The organism is Sphingomonas hankyongi (assembly GCF_023516575.1).
Classification (GTDB): domain Bacteria; phylum Pseudomonadota; class Alphaproteobacteria; order Sphingomonadales; family Sphingomonadaceae; genus Sphingomicrobium; species Sphingomicrobium hankyongi.
In genome coordinates this window covers 756,254-772,319 of sequence record NZ_JAMGBE010000002.1, presented here as the reverse complement: position 1 = coordinate 772,319, position 16,066 = coordinate 756,254, and the positions used below count along the sequence as shown (strand labels likewise).

11 protein-coding genes are annotated in these 16,066 nt (G+C 62.9%); 5 read left to right on the top strand and 6 right to left on the bottom strand.

Annotation, left to right across the window (positions count from 1 at the left end; translation table 11 throughout):
- The 5 genes from LZ538_RS08565 to LZ538_RS08545 form a co-directional block, all read left to right on the top strand.
- A partial coding sequence (locus LZ538_RS08565; RefSeq protein WP_249831558.1) for a hypothetical protein occupies nt 1-2,505 on the top strand: 2,505 nt, incomplete at its 5' end.
- Between the two features lie 77 nt (nt 2,506-2,582).
- Complete coding sequence (locus LZ538_RS08560; RefSeq protein WP_249831557.1) at nt 2,583-4,127, top strand: TolC family outer membrane protein; 1,545 nt, start codon at nt 2,583-2,585, stop codon at nt 4,125-4,127.
- A gap of 28 nt (nt 4,128-4,155) precedes the next feature.
- Nucleotides 4,156-6,306 carry a type I secretion system permease/ATPase gene (locus LZ538_RS08555; protein WP_249831556.1) on the top strand — a complete coding sequence of 717 codons (2,151 nt, stop codon included), beginning with the start codon at nt 4,156-4,158 and terminating at the stop codon, nt 6,304-6,306.
- Nucleotides 6,303-7,334 carry a cell wall hydrolase gene (locus LZ538_RS08550; protein ID WP_249831555.1) on the top strand — a complete coding sequence of 344 codons (1,032 nt, stop codon included), beginning with the start codon at nt 6,303-6,305 and terminating at the stop codon, nt 7,332-7,334. The genes LZ538_RS08555 and LZ538_RS08550 overlap by 4 nt, the downstream gene beginning before the upstream one ends.
- A gap of 19 nt (nt 7,335-7,353) precedes the next feature.
- Nucleotides 7,354-8,637: an HlyD family type I secretion periplasmic adaptor subunit gene (locus LZ538_RS08545; RefSeq protein WP_249831554.1), complete on the top strand. Its 1,284-nt coding sequence runs from the start codon at nt 7,354-7,356 to the stop codon at nt 8,635-8,637.
- On the opposite strand, the gene LZ538_RS08540 is transcribed toward LZ538_RS08545, so the two are convergent.
- The 6 genes from LZ538_RS08540 to LZ538_RS08515 form a co-directional block, all read right to left on the bottom strand.
- A complete protein-coding gene (locus LZ538_RS08540) occupies nt 8,583-9,503 on the bottom strand; it encodes a transglutaminase-like cysteine peptidase (protein ID WP_249831553.1) in 921 nt (306 codons plus the stop codon). The two genes, LZ538_RS08545 and LZ538_RS08540, sit on opposite strands and share 55 nt — an antisense overlap.
- Before the next feature lie 79 nt (nt 9,504-9,582).
- Complete coding sequence (locus tag LZ538_RS08535; protein ID WP_249831552.1) at nt 9,583-10,140, bottom strand: DUF4142 domain-containing protein; 558 nt, start codon at nt 10,138-10,140, stop codon at nt 9,583-9,585.
- Nucleotides 10,141-10,183: 43 nt separating this feature from the next.
- On the bottom strand, nt 10,184-10,882 hold the full coding sequence (locus LZ538_RS08530; protein WP_249831551.1) for a transglutaminase-like cysteine peptidase: 699 nt from the start codon (nt 10,880-10,882) through the stop codon (nt 10,184-10,186).
- Between the two features lie 480 nt (nt 10,883-11,362).
- Nucleotides 11,363-12,859 carry a putative 2OG-Fe(II) oxygenase gene (locus LZ538_RS13375; RefSeq protein WP_249831550.1) on the bottom strand — a complete coding sequence of 499 codons (1,497 nt, stop codon included), beginning with the start codon at nt 12,857-12,859 and terminating at the stop codon, nt 11,363-11,365.
- The gene (locus LZ538_RS08520) at nt 12,856-14,004 is read right to left on the bottom strand and encodes an aspartyl/asparaginyl beta-hydroxylase domain-containing protein (RefSeq protein ID WP_249831549.1); all 1,149 of its coding nucleotides are present in this window, start codon (nt 14,002-14,004) and stop codon (nt 12,856-12,858) included. The genes LZ538_RS13375 and LZ538_RS08520 overlap by 4 nt, the downstream gene beginning before the upstream one ends.
- A gap of 1 nt (nt 14,005) precedes the next feature.
- Nucleotides 14,006-16,015, bottom strand: coding sequence for a tetratricopeptide repeat-containing sulfotransferase family protein (locus LZ538_RS08515; RefSeq protein ID WP_249831548.1), 2,010 nt, complete (start codon nt 16,013-16,015; stop codon nt 14,006-14,008).
- Between the last annotated feature and the right edge of the window lie 51 nt (nt 16,016-16,066).

The following is a 16,066-nucleotide window of genomic DNA, read 5'->3' as shown; positions in this document are numbered from 1 at the left end:
GTGAACAACACGACGTCATTGACGACACCGACGGTGCACGAAGACGCGCTCAACAACGCCAATGCGATCGGCAACAATGAGGCCGGCAAGACGGTGAACGCGTCGATCACGGTCGCGCAACTCCAGAGCCTGGTGACCCCGGGCGCGGACTCGCCGGTTACGATCAGCCTCAATAGCGCGATCGACGGCGTGAACACGGGGTTGACCCAGAACGGGGTCAACATCGTGTGGGATTATGTCGATGCGACGCATGCACGCGGCCTCGTCGGCAACGACCCGAGCAAGGTGGCCTTCACCGTCACGTTCGATGGTCCGAACAGCGAGTATGATTTCACGCTGCTCGACAACATCGACCATGACAACGATGCGAACCTCGCGACGGGTGAGGGTGAATCGTTCGTCGAGACGCTCAGCCTCGACAATGTGTTCAAGGCGACGGACACCGACGGCGACAGCGTCATCATCTCCGGCGGCGTCGCGATCAACATCGAGAATGATGCACCGGTGAATTTCTCCCCGGTAGATCTGATCGATACCGATGATTCCACGGTCACGACGCAAGACAACGCGCTCGTGAACGACGGCACCGCTAACGTCACGCGTCTCATCAACGACGCGAACAACGACGGGACGGGCGAGAACTTCATCGGGGCGGACGGTTTCGGCAGCCTGCTGTTCACCGCGACCGGTCACACCAACGGCGAAGCGCTCAAGGATGCCAACGGTGTCGCATTGACGTCGCATGGCGACGCGATCCTGGTTACCGGCTTCGGGACCAACACGCTGACCGCTTATGTAGAAAGCGGTACTACACCGGGCTTCCAGCTACTGGAGGACTCGGTCGTATTCACCGCGTCCCTCAATGCAGGAACCGGGTTCGGTTCGACCAGCACGTACACGATCCACTTCAACGACACGATCGACGACGGATCGGGCATCACGATCTCGGACTTCTCGACGGCTCCGGCGGGACAGAACGACTGGATCGGCCTCGACTCCGACGGCAACGATATCAACGACGATAACAACGACAGTCCGGACTTGTTGCTGACGCCGACGAATGCCGGCGGTTCCGTCAACACCTCGGCAACGGATATCGGTAACTCCAACCAGTGGATCGACAATGGTGAAGGGATCCGCATCGATTTCGTGCAGGACGTCCGTTATGGGTCCGGCGACGAAAAGGACGTGGCGGGCTACACTTTCGATGGCCACTATGCGGTCCACGGAACGTCCTTCTCCGTCATGCAGACGCAGGGTGGTGGTAACGCCGCTATCCGCATCGCAGCGTATAATGACCCTGACACCGGCACGCTGACGGACCTTACAGGTTCGATCGTCGCCATCGATCAGAGCTCGATCGTGGTAACCGGCGACACGACCTACACGATCGTGGCGATGGGCGACGGCACCTTCGTGATCACTGGTCTCAATGCCGGCGCCAACGTCTCGTTCGATACGGTTGGCGGTGCCGACTATGACGCAATTGCGATCACCAGCGCGGATGGTGTTCTCAATCCGGCTACGCCGAGCCCATCGGACACCTTCTCGGGCGCTCCGTTCGCGATCGGCAATTTCGGTTATTTCACCGAGCTGGCCGGCAACAACATCGACCTGGCGCTGGGCGTGACTGCGACAGACGCCGATGGCGACAAGTCGACCGGAACGATCGACCTCACGCTGGTGCCGGACGGATCGAGTTCGTTCTCCTCGCTCTCCACTTTGTCCGCGAACGACAATCTGCGGACGGCGGGCACGAACACGATGATCATGTCCGCTGCTCTCGCCGCTGCCGGCATGGAGTCCGCCGCCGCGGCTTCACCAAGCGATGACGGTGGCAAGGTGTCGGGTCACGACAACGTCAGCCACTTCGAAGCCAAGGGCGGCGCAGTGCATGACTTGCACGTCGAGCAGAACAGCTCGACCCGTGAAAGCCTGGGTCTGCTCGGTCCGCAGCAGCAAAGCGACGATCCCAAGAGCAGCGGCGACAACCGCGGTTCGCACTCCGCCGATCAGCAGAGCGATCATTCGGTAAGCGACGCTCATGGCGCGGGTCCTGCTGCGGTCAGTGCTCTTGCGCAGGGCGAGGACGCGCCGGCGGCGAATGATGCCGGCAGTCAGTCGGTCTTCACCACGCAGGCGATCGTCATGCCGGGTGCCGAGCTGCTTGCCGCGGGCGGCAAGGGCGAAGGCCATGGCAAGGGCGTCGATGGCAACGCTGTCAGCGTCGACGGCAATGCCCAGCACAATGAGGTCGTCGGCAAGGTTCTGGCCGATGCGCTCAGCGGTGGCGGGCATCACGGCCCGGACATCGACGCGCTCGTCAACGCGGTGTCGGAACATGGCGGGCACCATGCCGGCAAGGGCCTGGAGGCACTTGCAAGCCATGGCGCGGGTAGCGTTCCAATCGGGGACATGGCCATTTTCGCCGGGTTCACCGGCCACGGAATGCACGCCATGGATCCCATGACGATGCATCAGGACGCAGCTCCGTCAAACGGCTGAGCGGCTCCGGGGCAATGAACGGCGGGGTTCCCCACTCGTGGACGGTGGGGGCCCCGCAATGACCAGAAGGGGGTAACATGAATAAGAAGCACTGGACGATCATCGTTCCCGGGGCGGTGCTGATCTGCGCGTCACCAGCTTACGGGGTGGAACTGCGCGATGCGATCCAATCGGCACTGAGCACCAATCCTGAAATCCGGCAGGCGGTCGCGAACCGCCTCGCGACGCAGGAAGAGCGGGTGCAGGCACAGGGCCGCTATTACCCGCGCGTCGACGTCGAAGGATCGGCTGGCGTTCGCAGCCTGAAAAACCCGTCGCGTCGTAATCTTGGCATCGCCGACGAAACGCTGTGGCCGATCGAGGGCGACCTCATCGTCGACCAGCTCGTCTATGACAGCGGCGGTCGCGAAGCGGAAATCCGTCGCCAGGCGGCCCGCACCGACGCGGCTGCTGCGCGTGTCGAAGAGCGTTCGGAATATGTCGCGCTCAACGTCGCGCGGACATACATCGACTATCTTCTCCAGCAGCGCCTGGTTGCGATCGCCCAGGACAATGTGACGTTCCATGAGCGTCTCGCCGGGGACCTTCGCGAAGGTGTCTCGAAGGGGTCGATCAGTATCGCTGACCAGCAGCAGGCAGAAGAGCGGCTTCAGTCCGCGCGTGCTCGCGTCACCGAGGCCCGCGAGGACCTTGATACCGCCGCGATCACCTTCCGCACGCTGACGGGCATTCCCGTCGATTCGGTGAACATGCCGCCGGATCTGTCGCAGTGCATGCCGGCATCGTTGGCCGATGCGGAAGCTTCTGCGCGTGAGAACAACCCGCGGGTCCAGGAAACGCTCGCCGATCTCGCTGCAGCTCGCGAAGACATTCGCGCAGCGAAGGCCGAGCTTGGTCCGCGTTTCAATCTTGAAGGTCGCGCTCGTGCCGGTCACGACATCGACGGGTTCGAAGGCAAGACTACGGACCTGCAGGCACTCGCGGTCCTTCGCTGGAACCTCTACAATGGCGGCGAAAAGGAAGCGAACGTTCGGGAGCAGTACCATCGTGCGGATGAAGTGCACGGTCGCCTGTTCGAGCGCACCCGCGCTGCCGAGGAAGACGTTCGCACGGCCTGGAGCCGCCTGACCAACCAGTCCGCTTTGATCGGCGAGCTCGAACAGCAGAGCCGCATTTCCGATGACCTGCTCCTGTCCTACCGCGAGCAGTTCAACATCGGTCGCCGGTCGCTTCTCGACGTGCTCGACGCCCAGAACACGCGTTACAACGTGCAGGCGCAGACGGAGACCGCGCGTCTCTCGAAGCTCTACGCGCAATATCGCGTGCTCGCGGCCGAGAACCGCCTGATCGAGTGCCTCAACGTTCCGATCGCGGTCGCCTCGACCGCAGATCAGCGGGAGAAGTTCCACGTGAACCCGATCCCGCCGGCGGATCGCGACGAAAACAGCATGCCGCTGCCTTTGATGGGGCCGCCTGCGCCTGCGATGGCCACTCCGGCCATGGCACCGGCAGGGGAGCCCGCTGCGATGCCACCGGCACCGCCGCCTCCGCCGCCACCCCCGCCGAGCGGTGCCGAGAGAGGCGCCGCTGCTGACGGCACGGGCGCGCCGGAAGGCCGCTGAGAAATCGAGGACGGGTGTAGTGAGTTTCATGCACTGGCTTGACGCGGAGCGGTCGCTGGAGATCGACCCCGTCCTCGAATGCCTCGCCTACATCGCGCGCCAGGCGGATCGGCCATCGTCGCCGGTTCTCCTGCGCGCAGGTCTTGCGGTCTCGGCCGATGGCCGGCTGCCATTCCACCAGATCGAGCCCGCGCTCGAGCAGGTTGGCATGCGGTCGGATTCGATCGTCCGGCGCCTGAAAGGTTGGCCGACAGCCAAATGTCCGGCGATCCTCGAGCTCGAGGACGATCGCGCGCTCGTTCTTCTTGAAACGCGTGACCGCGACGGCCTGATCTATGCGCCCGGTGTGGCTGAGGCGATGTGGGTCAAGCTCGAAGAGATCGAGCCAGCTTACACGGGCCGCGCCGTGGTCGTCGAAACCGATCCGACGCAGGAGCGGCTGAACGAGCGGCCATGGGACGAGGCCAAGCGCCGCCACTGGTTCTGGTCGGAAGTGTGGAAGGTTCGGCGCGAGTTCTGGCCGGTCCTGCTCGCCGCGCTGATCGTCAATATGCTCGCATTCGCGATGCCGTTGTTCACGATGAACGTCTATGACCGAGTCATCCCGAACAAGGCAGTATCCACATTGTGGGTCCTGGCGCTCGGAGTAGTTCTCGCACTTACCTTCGATTTCATCCTTCGGGTCGCGCGAGCGCGGCTCATCGATGAAGTCGGAAGGAAGCTGGACGCCAAGCTTTCCCAGAAGCTGTTCGAGAAGGTGATGAACCTTCCGATGGCGCAGCGCGAAGGCAGCACGGGCGCATTCGCGCGCCGCGTTTCCGAATATGAAATGGTGCGCGACTTCTTCGCGTCCACGACGGTCGTGCTTGCGGTCGACGTCGTGTTCCTCGTCCTTTTCCTCGCGCTGATCACGGCCCTTGCCGGATGGCTGGTCATCGTACCGATCGTCGGCATCGCCCTGATGCTCTTCGCAGGCTTCAGCCTGCAGAAATCGATGGGTCGCGCAGCGCTCGATGCACAGGCGGATTCGAGCCTTCAACACAGCGTCTTGGTCGAATCGATCGCTGGCGCCGAGACGCTCAAGGCGTCGCGCGCAGAGGGCCAGATGCTGGGCCGCTGGCGCCGCTATTCGGCAATGTCCGCCGCCACGCAGGAGCGGATGCGCAAGCTGACGGCGATTGCGGTGAACCTTGCGAGCGTTTCCCAGCAGCTCATCAGCATCGGCCTGCTGATCGGTGGATTTTATCGTTTCCAGCAGGGCGAAATGACGATGGGCGCGATCATCGCGATCATCATGCTCTCGGGCCGCTCGCTGCAGCCGGTCGGCCAGCTCGCATTCCTCATCACCCGCGGTCGCCAGGCGATGGCGACGCTCGATTCCCTCCAGCGCATGATGGAAGCCGACGATGAGCGGCAGGTCGCGATGCGCAGCATCGTGCCCGAGATCCGTGCGGGGCATATCCAGCTCGCGGATGTTTCTTTCAGGTATCCCAACGCGTCGCGTGACGCGCTGTCGGGGTTGAACCTGAAAATCGATCCGGGTGAGCGGATCGGTGTCATCGGGCGCGTTGCGTCAGGTAAATCGACGCTCGGCCGCGTGCTCTGCGGACTGTATGCGCCGACGCAGGGCGTAATGACGGTCGACGGCCTCGACAGTCGCCAATACCACCCGCATCAGCTGCGCGACTCGTTCCGCTTCGTCAGCCAGGACGCCGAAGTGTTCAGCGGCACGGTTCGCGACAATCTCATGCTCGGCGCGGCTCAGGCCGATGACCGGCAGCTGATCGACGCGGTCGTTCGCTCGGGTGCCGACATCTTCCTGTCGCGTGACGCGGCCGGCTTCGATCTTCCGGTGGGAGAGCGCGGGTCGCGCCTGTCCGGCGGGCAGCGCTCTCTGCTGGTGCTCGCACGCGCTCTAGTCAGTCCGTCGAAACTGCTGTTCCTTGATGAGCCCACCGGTTCGATGGACACGCAGACCGAGAATTATTTCATCGAGCATCTGAAGACAGCGCTCGGCGCGGATCAAAGCCTCGTGGTGGCAACCCATCGCCACAACATGCTTTCGATCCTGACGCGCCTGATCGTCATCGACGGCGGAAAGATCATCGCAGACGGTCCACGCGACGAGGTCTTGAAGCACCTCACCGCAGCGTCGACCAGGCAGGGCGCGACGCCGTGATCTCGCTTCGCCCCCACCTGAACCTGAGCGGTTTCCGTGCCGAGATCCTGGCACTCATCGCGCTAGTGCTCGCCGCTGCGGCCGCGCTGGCCATTGCACTCCTGCCTGCGCGTGAACCTGCCAACGCGGCGACTGTCATCGTTCCGCCGGCGAAGGCCGCGGCGCTGATCCAGGCAACCAGCGGCGAAGCGTCTACCGAAATGCGGGCCGTGGGCGAGCAGGCAAAGGTCATCAATGCGGCGTTGCCTTTCGCCGGAGGCCCGGTTCAGGCGGCGCGGCCTTTTGCCGCGAGCGGCAGCGATATCGATCATCGCCGCGCGCTTCTGTGCCTCACGCAGGCCGTTTATTATGAGGCGGGCTTCGAGCCACTCGAAGGGCGTCGCGCCGTTGCGCAAGTGGTCCTGAACCGCCTGCGTCACCCGGCTTTCCCGAAGTCCATCTGCGGCGTCGTCTATCAGAGCAACGGGCGAGTCTGCCAATTCACCTTCGTTTGTGACGGGGCGCTTTACCGGGCGCCAGCCCGTGCGGCCTGGCTGCAGGCCGAGGCGGTCGCGCGCGCAGCCTTAGCCGGTTATGTCGAAACAGAAGTCGGCGCGGCTACGCACTATCATGCGGACTATGTTGCGCCGCGTTGGGCGCCGTTGCTCGCCAAGGTCGCGCAGGTCGGACAGCACATCTTCTATCGCTGGCCTGGGGCCTGGGGTCAGCCTGCGGCCTTCACCGGCCGCTATATCGGCGAGCCGCGCGATCCAATGTCGATGCGGCCTCCGATGCCGATTCAGACAATGGTTGGAGGCCAAGTCATCGCGAGCGGGCCGGTCACGGACGGCACCCTACTGAAGCGGGCGCCCAACGACGTTGGCGGGCTGCTCGACACGTCAAAGGGCTGGACGCTGCACATTCCGGGTCCGGACGAAAGCGACAGCTCGGCATCGAAGATGATCGCGACGCAGCAGGGAAGCGCTCCAAAGGAGGCCGAAGTGGCGTCCGTCGCTGCCAGTGCTGGACCTGCGGTCGCCAGCCGCTAATCTCGGGAGCGCAAGTTACATGGCTACCCTGCCTTTCCTCGGACCCATCGCGAAGCATCGCGAACCGCTTACCGGCGCCCGTTTGATCATCGTCGCATCGGCGATTGGCTTCGTGTTGTTCCTGATCTGGGCGAGCCTCGCACATGTCGACGAAGTGACGCGCGGCCAGGGGAAGGTCATACCTTCCAGCAAGCTGCAGATCATTACCGCTGCCGATCCCGCTACCGTCTCGGAGATTTATGTGCGCTCGGGCCAGCGGGTCCGCAAAGGTCAGTTGCTGGCCCGCCTCGACAGCCCTGAAAACCAGTCCCAGCTCGGCCAGATAGAAGCCGAGACCGAGTCCCTGCAGGCCCGTTCCGCGCGCCTGACGCAGGAAGGGATGGGCGGTTCGGTTGCCTGCCAGGGCGCAGACTGCGCCGGCGAGCAGGCACTCAAGGCGGCGCGCGAGTCTGCTCTTCGGAGCAAGATCGGAGCCCTGCAGGCCAGTGCCGACCAGCGCCGTCGCGAGGCCGCGGAAGCAGCGGCGACGATCAATAGCCTTCAAGGCAGTCTCGCACTAGCGCAGCGCCAGGTCGAGATGCTCGAGCCGCTCGCGGCCAAGAACATCGTCCCGCAGACGGACCTCATGGACAAGCGGCGCGAAGTGGTCGACCTGCAGGGCCGGATCGCCGCCGCACGTGAGCAGCAAGGCCGCGCCGGCGCGGCGGTTCGCGAGGCCCTTTCGCAGGCGAGCCAGGCGAACTTCGAATTCCGCCAACAGGCGCTTGACGAGCGCAGCCAGGTCAACGCGAAGATCGCAGTGAATGAGCAGTCGTTGCGCGGCGCCCGCGGAAAGCAGGACCGTACGGAAATCCGCTCGCCGGTGGATGGCATCGTCAATGACGTGCAGGTCACGACCATCGGGTCCTTCGTGCAGCCCGGCCAAAAAATCATGGAAGTCGTGCCCGCTGGCGACAAACTGTTCGTCGAAAGCCGGGTGCGGCCGAGTGATATCGCCTTCATCAAGGTTGGCGACCGTGCGCTCGTGAAGGTCACTGCCTATGATTTCTCGATTTACGGAGGTCTGGATGGCAAAGTCGTGCAGGTCTCAGCGGACTCAATTTACGATGAGCAACAGAAGGAAGCCTACTTCACGGTCATTGTCGAAACGCAGAAGAGTTATCTTACTGCGTCAGGCCACGCGCTTCCGATCACTCCCGGCATGATGACCGACACCCAGATCATCACCGGGCGTAAGAGCGTTCTGACTTATTTGCTCAAGCCGGTGTTGAAGGCGAGGAGCGAGGCGCTCCACGAACGTTGAGGTTCGCTGGCGTCGGGTGTTCCGCCAAGGACCTTTTCAGCTGAAGCGATTTGGACCGGCGCGGAACGGATCCGATAGCCGTGGGTCCAGGTGCCATTTGCTGCAAAAGTCAGGATCGGCCGATAATCACGAATGGCCTCACTATCGAGAAGTGCTTCCGTACCGTTATCCAGGACGTACATCCGCCCGGCCGCGCGCACGACCAGGACTGCGTGATCGGCACGGCTAACGAGATCCTTGACTATCACAAGGTATAGATCCTTGTCCGAAAAGCCCGCGCGCCGGAGCAGCTGCAGCTTAGCAATCGCATAGTCCTCGCAATCGCCTTTGCCCGCGCTCAACGTCTGATCGGCTGAGGCCCAAACGTCCGCGCGCCCAAAGCGGCGCTCATCGTCGACGAATTGCACGCGACGGTTGACGTAACGGTTTACCGCTTCGAGCTTGGCTACGTCGTCGCGCGCACCGAGCGAGTTCGCAAAGGCTGCGCCAGCACCATGCACCCTGGAGTTTTCGACTTTTAGCCAGCGTGCGTTTAACGGCGTCCTGCCCACGCGCAGGGCGACAGATCCGAAGACGTCGGGTTTGCCGCTCGAAACGCCTTCGCTGACTGGCGGCGACCGCAGGACGGCCGGCAGCGAATAGCCGGCAGGATGAAGAGTCGCCTGGGGTTCGGCAGGGAAGCCTTGCTGCTGCGAGAGAATGGCTTGAAGTGCGCTGGGGGCGCCACCGAGGATCGCCTCGTTCTTTGCCCAGCTCACAGGACGAAAAGCCGACGGGGACAATTGTTCAGCCGTCGCCGGCGAAGAGACCGACGCAAACGCCGCCGCACCGGCGAGCCACGCAAGACATTTGAATCGGTTTGCCATCGACCTGCGTGTGACAGGCCAAGGCAAATTTCGGCCTAGCGAGCATGGTTACCGTGCGCTTAACCCTTCTTGGCGTTCCTTAAAGGTAGCGCAGCAGTCGCAGGTGCCGCTGAATGAGGGGAACCGCCGCGGAAGCAACCGGTCTTAGCGTCGGGCTTGCGCCTCGAACCGCATAGGCCTGGTGCAAAGCTAGCGCCTGTTGATGAACCGCCAACTGCTGATTCTTGTACGTAAGATCAAAGCTCGAGGACGCGCTCAGCTCTTCAAGCCTTGCCGAATATTCCGGGGTGAGGGCGCGTGCAGGCAACAAGTTCAGCCGCCTCCCGGCGAGTGCAAGCTGCGCGCTCGTACCTTGGTGCGCCTGTATTTCCATCGTCGCGAAATCGCGAACACTTCCTCTGCCGGATCTTTCCAGCGCAAGCTTCGCCGACTGAATCTCGAACAGGTCGATTGCCGCCGCGCGCGCAACAAAGTCGGTCGACGAAGGCGCTGGCCGGATCGGCTTCGGTGTTGCCCGGCTCGCACGCTCCGCGACAGGTTTGGAAATGGTTGTGGCGGGGTTCTCCGCCCGATCGCATGCGGCTAATCCGAGTAGCGCGCCGGATAGGATAAAGCCGGTTTTGCTGACCATGTGCATCGACGCCCTCTTGAGAAGCGTGCGTTACCACATGCGCGGCCAATTACTTGCTGGTCGCTGCGCCTGCTGCGCTGGCTGCGACGACTGCTACAGGCGATCCAATCTTCTGGTGTACCCATGCGCCTGTCCATCCGAAGCTGAGGATCGGCTGGAACTCAAACCGCCTTGTATCGGCGAGGAACGGCGCGCCGCCAGTATCATCCAGGACGTAATACCGGCCGCCGTAACGCACCACGAGCACTGTGAGCGGACCGCCAACGCGATCTCGCGCCAAGGTGATGTAAAGGTCGCGCTGGTCGAACCCGAGAGCACGGAGGGCCTGCATCTTCACGATCGCGCGATCTTCCATGTCACCAGCGCCATGCGACAAGGTCTGTTCGGCGCTCGCCCAATAATCGTGCTGCCCCCATTCGGTCGCGTCGGATATCCAGTGGATGTTCGCGTGAACGGCGCGCTGAACGAAAGCGATCTGTTGCGGGCGCGTCAGGCTGCGAGCCGGCGCAATGAGACGCTGCATAGCGGGCAGACGCGACGCATCTTCCAGCGCGCGACCCCAGCTTGCCGCAAAACGGTCTGCGCGAACGCGGACCGCAACAGTTCCGAGCATGGAAGGACCCCAGCTTGGGGCGGCCGCCGGGCCCGCATAAATAGGCTTGTCTGTGGTTGGACGGCTTTCCGCGGCAGTCGCGACCATCAAGGCCAGGGCCGCAGTCCCCGCCATCCGCGCGCAACGATACGGCATGCGCATCCGTCTCCTCCCCTAAGCATGAGGAGGGGAACACGTATGTACCGTCGGCGGAAGCTGACCGTGAACGCTGGTTAAACGGTCAACGGCAGGACGTTACGTATCCGCGACGAAATGAGCTCATGCAACGTTTTCAGCTGTCGAACTATTGCGTCATGCCTCGTTCGACCTGGACTTTTTCAATGCCTTGGCGGTCCTGGAGGCGTTCGTCGGCCCACTGCGCTCGCGTCTTGCAGACCCGCTTGGTGCCGAGCCGGCTTCCAGTCACAGGCTGCTTTTCGCAAATCACTTCATTTGGATTCAGGGCTTGCGCGTCCTTCGCTTGCTGGGGTGCGACGGATGGGGGCGACGCCGCGGCACCAAGAAGCGCGGCTAGCGGCAGAGCACACAGATGCTTTCGTGTCATCGCATCAATCCCTTCGTTCGACTGATGGCACGTGCGGGCGAACGATTCCACGCAGATTCGACGAACGCGCGCTAGCGAGGCACCGCTACGTCGAACGCGACGGAGAGCCTTTCACCGGCCTGAAACGGAACCGTGCCGTGCCACATCCAGGACGGGAACAGCACGAGCTTGCCTGGCTTCGGCTCGATCTTCTTCCAGGGCGGCAGAGAGCTGCCGAGACGATCGTCGGGCTCTCCGACGGTCAGCCAGCCAGCGTCTCCCGTACCTTCGGGCGGAACGGAAATGTAGAGCGCGGAGCTGATCCAACCCTGAGGGTGAGTGTGGTTCGCATGGCGGCCACCTTCGCGGAGACGTACCGACCAGCTGCCCGCGAACCTTACTCTTCTATCGCGTCGATGGCCGAGAAGCGGATGACTCGCTTCGATTGGCGGTAGTTGCGCGACATATTCCTCGACCGCGCCGACGATCACTTTTCGGAGCGCCTGGATGGTAGGATCTATGCGGCTGAGCAAAGGCCCGTCAGTCTGCGTCCCGCCGAGCACCGACTGGTCCAGATATTCTCCTTTTGCGACGTGGAGCGCGCGCAAAACGTCCGCCAATTCGCCTAGCGGCGGCAGAGCGTCGGCCAGGTCGAACGTGCGAACCAGCTCGCCATCGCGCTCCAGCCAGTTGGATCTCGGATCATCGGCCAAACGCCAGGCGGTAGCAGCGTACGGCCAGATATCCCCGGAGGCATTGCGAGCAAGTTCTTCGTCCAAGAGCGGAATCAATCGCTCCATATTGGCGGTCCGCAGGAGATGCCGGATCCTCCAAACGGTCAGCTCCGGCAGCGCCTCTGCTGCCGGCGAGTACAAGGCTGCGGGCCCAGCCTCATCGCTCAGCTCTGCTGCGTGCACGCCTTCGTAAATCGCGAATTGGAGAGATTGAGCGCCCGCTGCCTTGGCGCGCTCGATCGTTGGCAGAATTTGCTCGAACGATCGGCGGCGCACCTCGAGGTTCAGCAAAGTTTCCCACAAGGGCGAAGCTTGGGGAAACAGAAGCAGTGCGCGTTCTATCGAGCTGGTCGCCTCGTTGCCTCGCCCCTGCGTCGCGAGCAGTTGCGCAAGCTGTTCATGTCCATAGGTCCACGCAGGTGCCCGCCCGACGACCTGAGCGAGTTCGTCGATAGCCCGATCTGCTTCGCCCGCCGCGGCTTGAGCTGCGGCGCGGCCGACCAGGACTGCCCCATCATTCGGGGCGAGCTCGAGCGCCCGGTCGTAAAGGCCCCGCGCGTCGATGCCGGCTTCAAGGGCCGTGCGTGCATGGCCGTGGGCAATCGTGGCATCCGTTGGATCCAGGCGAGCCGCTTCGGCAAAGGAGGCGAGCGCCTGGGCGTGGTGATCCATCGAGCGCTCGAGCAAACCCTTCCATTGCCAAAGGCGTCCGACCCGCCTGATTTCGACGGCCTGCTCGAGCAGGGAAAGGGCATGTTCCTCTTCGCCGTTTTCGAGCGCCTGCTGGGCGATATCCGCAAGTGTGTCGGCATCATCCGTCGGCGAGGCGCCGGCCAGAATCTCCGCGAGGCTCACAAAGCCGCTCCACCGGTCTCGAGCGCCAGCAACGCGGCAACAGCTTCGCGCTCAACTTCGCTGAGATCCGGATGCCAAATATCGAAGATGAAAACGACGCGCAGTTCGTCGCTCGGGTTCATTGCTTCATGCTCGATCGTGTCGTCGAAAACGAAGGCCTCTCCGGGCCGCCACGCTCGCGTCTCGGCACCCGCCCGGAACCAGCACCCTTCGGGCACGATCAAGGGCAGATGGCAAACCAGGCGGGTGTTGGTGACGCCAACATGTGCGGGAATGTGCGTATGCGGGGCGAGCAATGAGAACATTGCGTTCGGACCGCTTCCCTTGGTGCTCGGCTGTGGAACGCGTCGAAGGAGGTCTAGCGTCTCCCGGCAATGATTTGCGTTGGCCTCAATCCTCACACCGTTTTGCCACAGGTGAATCGCGGTCCAGTCGGGGTTCCGATTGAGTTGTCGCCACTGGTCGAGCGGGAGATGATCGTCATATTGGATGTACGGGACTAGTTCGGCTCGCTCGGCCGCCATGACGGCTTTGAACTCTTGCCGGATCATATCCGCGGCGCCTTCAAGCTCGCTCAACCAGGGGAACAGATGGCGCGGATGGAATTCGCGTTCGACAAGCCCGGGGAAGTGGAAATGGGTCGGCTCGCTGTGGAACGGACGTGTCTTCCGCAGGGCATTACTTCGGAACCGCGCAATGCGCGCGCGCTCCTCCTCATTCCCGCGCTGTTCTGGCCCAGCCATGGCGCGGGCGAGACGGCTTTCCCGGGCTTCCAGCCACGCCGCATGATGCCGTTCCCCCTCGGCGACCGTCGCGGCAAGTTGCGGGGGGAGTTCGCCCGAGGGCTTCTGGGCAAGCGCGTGTCCCCAAGCCTCTCCCGCTTGGGGGTCCTCCATCCTCTGCAAGAGGCTCGCGCGCATCAAGAGTCCCATGAAGTCGAGCGGGGCGACTGCGAGGCCCTTGTGCACAGCCGTTAGGGCATCTGACGGATTCCCGCTCGCGCGGTGCATCGCGGCGATCTGCAGCCATAAGGTCGGATCGTCCGGCCGATGCTGCGCCGCGTCTTCCAGGAGCTCGAGGGCATGCTTCAGGTTGCCAGTGCGAAACGCGGCATTCGCCCTCTCGACCAGCGCGTCGGTCTGCACCTCAGACCTCGTAGCCGAATTTCTCGACCCAGGGCAGCAGCGTCGGGATGACCGGCTCCAGGTGCTTGCGGTAATTCACCCATCGGCCGGCAGATCTCGTGTAGATTGGCTCGACGACCTGGGCGTAGCTCGCGGTCTTGATGTGCCCGCGCTTCTTTGCCGTGGTTTGATGGTCCAGCAGGCGTTCGTCCCATTCGAGGCCGAGGAAATCGAGCAATGGCCGTAACTCACGGTCCCGGTCGGCAACGATATTCTCGTAGACGACGGTGTGAACCGCAGGCTGCAACAGCTCGCGGGCTTTCTCGAAATAGCTGAAGGTGAGATCGTAGAGTTCCGCCGCGGTGTCGAGCGACAGGAAGTTTGCCATCGCATTATTCGGCTGAAAGTTTGTGATGTAGCAGGATAGGACGACGTCGCAGGGATGCCGCAGCGCGAGGATGATCTTCGCGTCCGGGAAAAGCCGGCGAATAACAGGGACATAGTTCATCGAGAGCGGATTCTTGTCGATCAACAGCTTGCCCGGATCGAGCGGCGTCAGCTTGCGGGCCGTTTCGAAATAGGCGTCGCGGGCTCTTTCGATCATGTCCGCCGACGCGGCGGGAATAGCATCAAAGCCGCCCAACGCCTCCGTCGCATGCACGAGGGTCGGCTCTTCCTCGAGAACCTCCGTCAATGGGTGGCTCATCAGGATCGTATCGAGAAGCGTTGTCCCCGATCGTGGAAAGCCCACCAGGAAAGCGGGCGATGGCCGCTCTTCGAGCTCAGCCTTCCGCCACGAGGATGCCCATTCCGGAGTCAGCGTATCACGGGTCTGCCTGATCAGGTCGCGGTAGGCGCGGGCGCGTGCAGCTGGGTCGGAACGGTCATCCCGGATGATCGCATTCATGGACTCGAAGGCGGCGAAAGCGTCATCGAACTGCCCGGTGCCTTCGAGCAGTTGGCCGAGCAGCTGCTGCCTGCGAGCAGTTTCGAGTTCTTCCGGGACATGGCTCAGCTCTGCCAGCCCCTCGGCATATCGCTTGGCTCGGCGATGATCGAATGCCTTGATAAAGCTGAGGCCTTCTTTGGCTATGCTTTTAGCCTCGGCTTCTTTCGCCCAAGCCGCGAGCTCATCGATACGGTTGAGGTGATCCATGACCGTCGCGACGCCGAGCCAGGCGAGTGCATTGTCCGGATCTATCGTCAGTACCCGGCGATAAGCTTCTTCGGACGCCGCATGATGTCGCTGCGCCAATTGATGGCTGGCGAGCGATAGCCCGAGATCGATGTCGCGCGGTGATCGGCGGACCGCTTCCTCGATCGCTTCGGTTGCGTCCTCGTCGCGATATTGGTTCTTCAGCAGGAGGAAGAGCTCGCGCATTGTGTTCGCGTCGTTCGGGAACTCCAGCGCCATGCGCCGCAATTCCTGCTCCGCTTCCTCGACCTTGCCGGCATATTCGAGCGACGTCGCGTAATTGAGCCTTACCGGACCGGAACTCGCATTGAGTTCGACGGCGCGAGTGCTCGCTTCCAGGGAACCCAGATGATCGTCGAGCGCGCGGCGCGCATTGCCGAGGTTGTTCCAGCTCTCCCAATCATTCGGGGCGGCCCCGACCACATGCTCATACGCTTTCACGGCGCTTTCGAAATCAGCCAGCGATTGAGCAAGGAAACCCCGCAGCCGAAGCAAATGCAGGCTGGGATCCTGTTTCGCCAATGCCTCAGGAAGGACGTCCAGTGCCTCACGATGACGCCCGATTTGTGCCAGTGCCGTCGCCAAGTTCTTGGCGATGAGAATATCCTGAGGCCGGAGCTCGTGAGCTTTTGCCAGATGTCGGATCGCGCCTTCGAGATCGCCTCTCCGGGTCCGAAGCGCGCCCAGCATGGCGTGAAGCGCAGCCGGCTCGCCTCCAGCTTCGAGCGCTTGTTCCCCAATCGAGCAGGCGTCGGCTAAGCGGCCGGCTGCCGCGGCGGACAGCGCCTGCCGAATTGCTGAAGCGGTTCGATCGTCGAGTGTGGAAACGGCGCTCATTCGGCGTGTCTAACCGAATTGCCGCCACGTGCATAAAAAAAGGCGGCGGAT

What these genes read in the sequence shown, in the direction of transcription:
- LZ538_RS08560 (WP_249831557.1), top strand. Translation starts at nt 2,583, where the DNA reads ATGAATAAGAAGCACTGGACGATCATCGTTCCCGGGGCGGTGCTGATC.
- LZ538_RS08555 (WP_249831556.1), top strand. Translation starts at nt 4,156, where the DNA reads ATGCACTGGCTTGACGCGGAGCGGTCGCTGGAGATCGACCCCGTCCTC.
- LZ538_RS08545 (WP_249831554.1), top strand. Translation starts at nt 7,354, where the DNA reads ATGGCTACCCTGCCTTTCCTCGGACCCATCGCGAAGCATCGCGAACCG.
- LZ538_RS08540 (WP_249831553.1), bottom strand. Translation starts at nt 9,503, where the DNA reads ATGGCAAACCGATTCAAATGTCTTGCGTGGCTCGCCGGTGCGGCGGCG.
- LZ538_RS08535 (WP_249831552.1), bottom strand. Translation starts at nt 10,140, where the DNA reads ATGCACATGGTCAGCAAAACCGGCTTTATCCTATCCGGCGCGCTACTC.
- LZ538_RS08530 (WP_249831551.1), bottom strand. Translation starts at nt 10,882, where the DNA reads ATGCCGTATCGTTGCGCGCGGATGGCGGGGACTGCGGCCCTGGCCTTG.
- LZ538_RS08515 (WP_249831548.1), bottom strand. Translation starts at nt 16,015, where the DNA reads ATGAGCGCCGTTTCCACACTCGACGATCGAACCGCTTCAGCAATTCGG.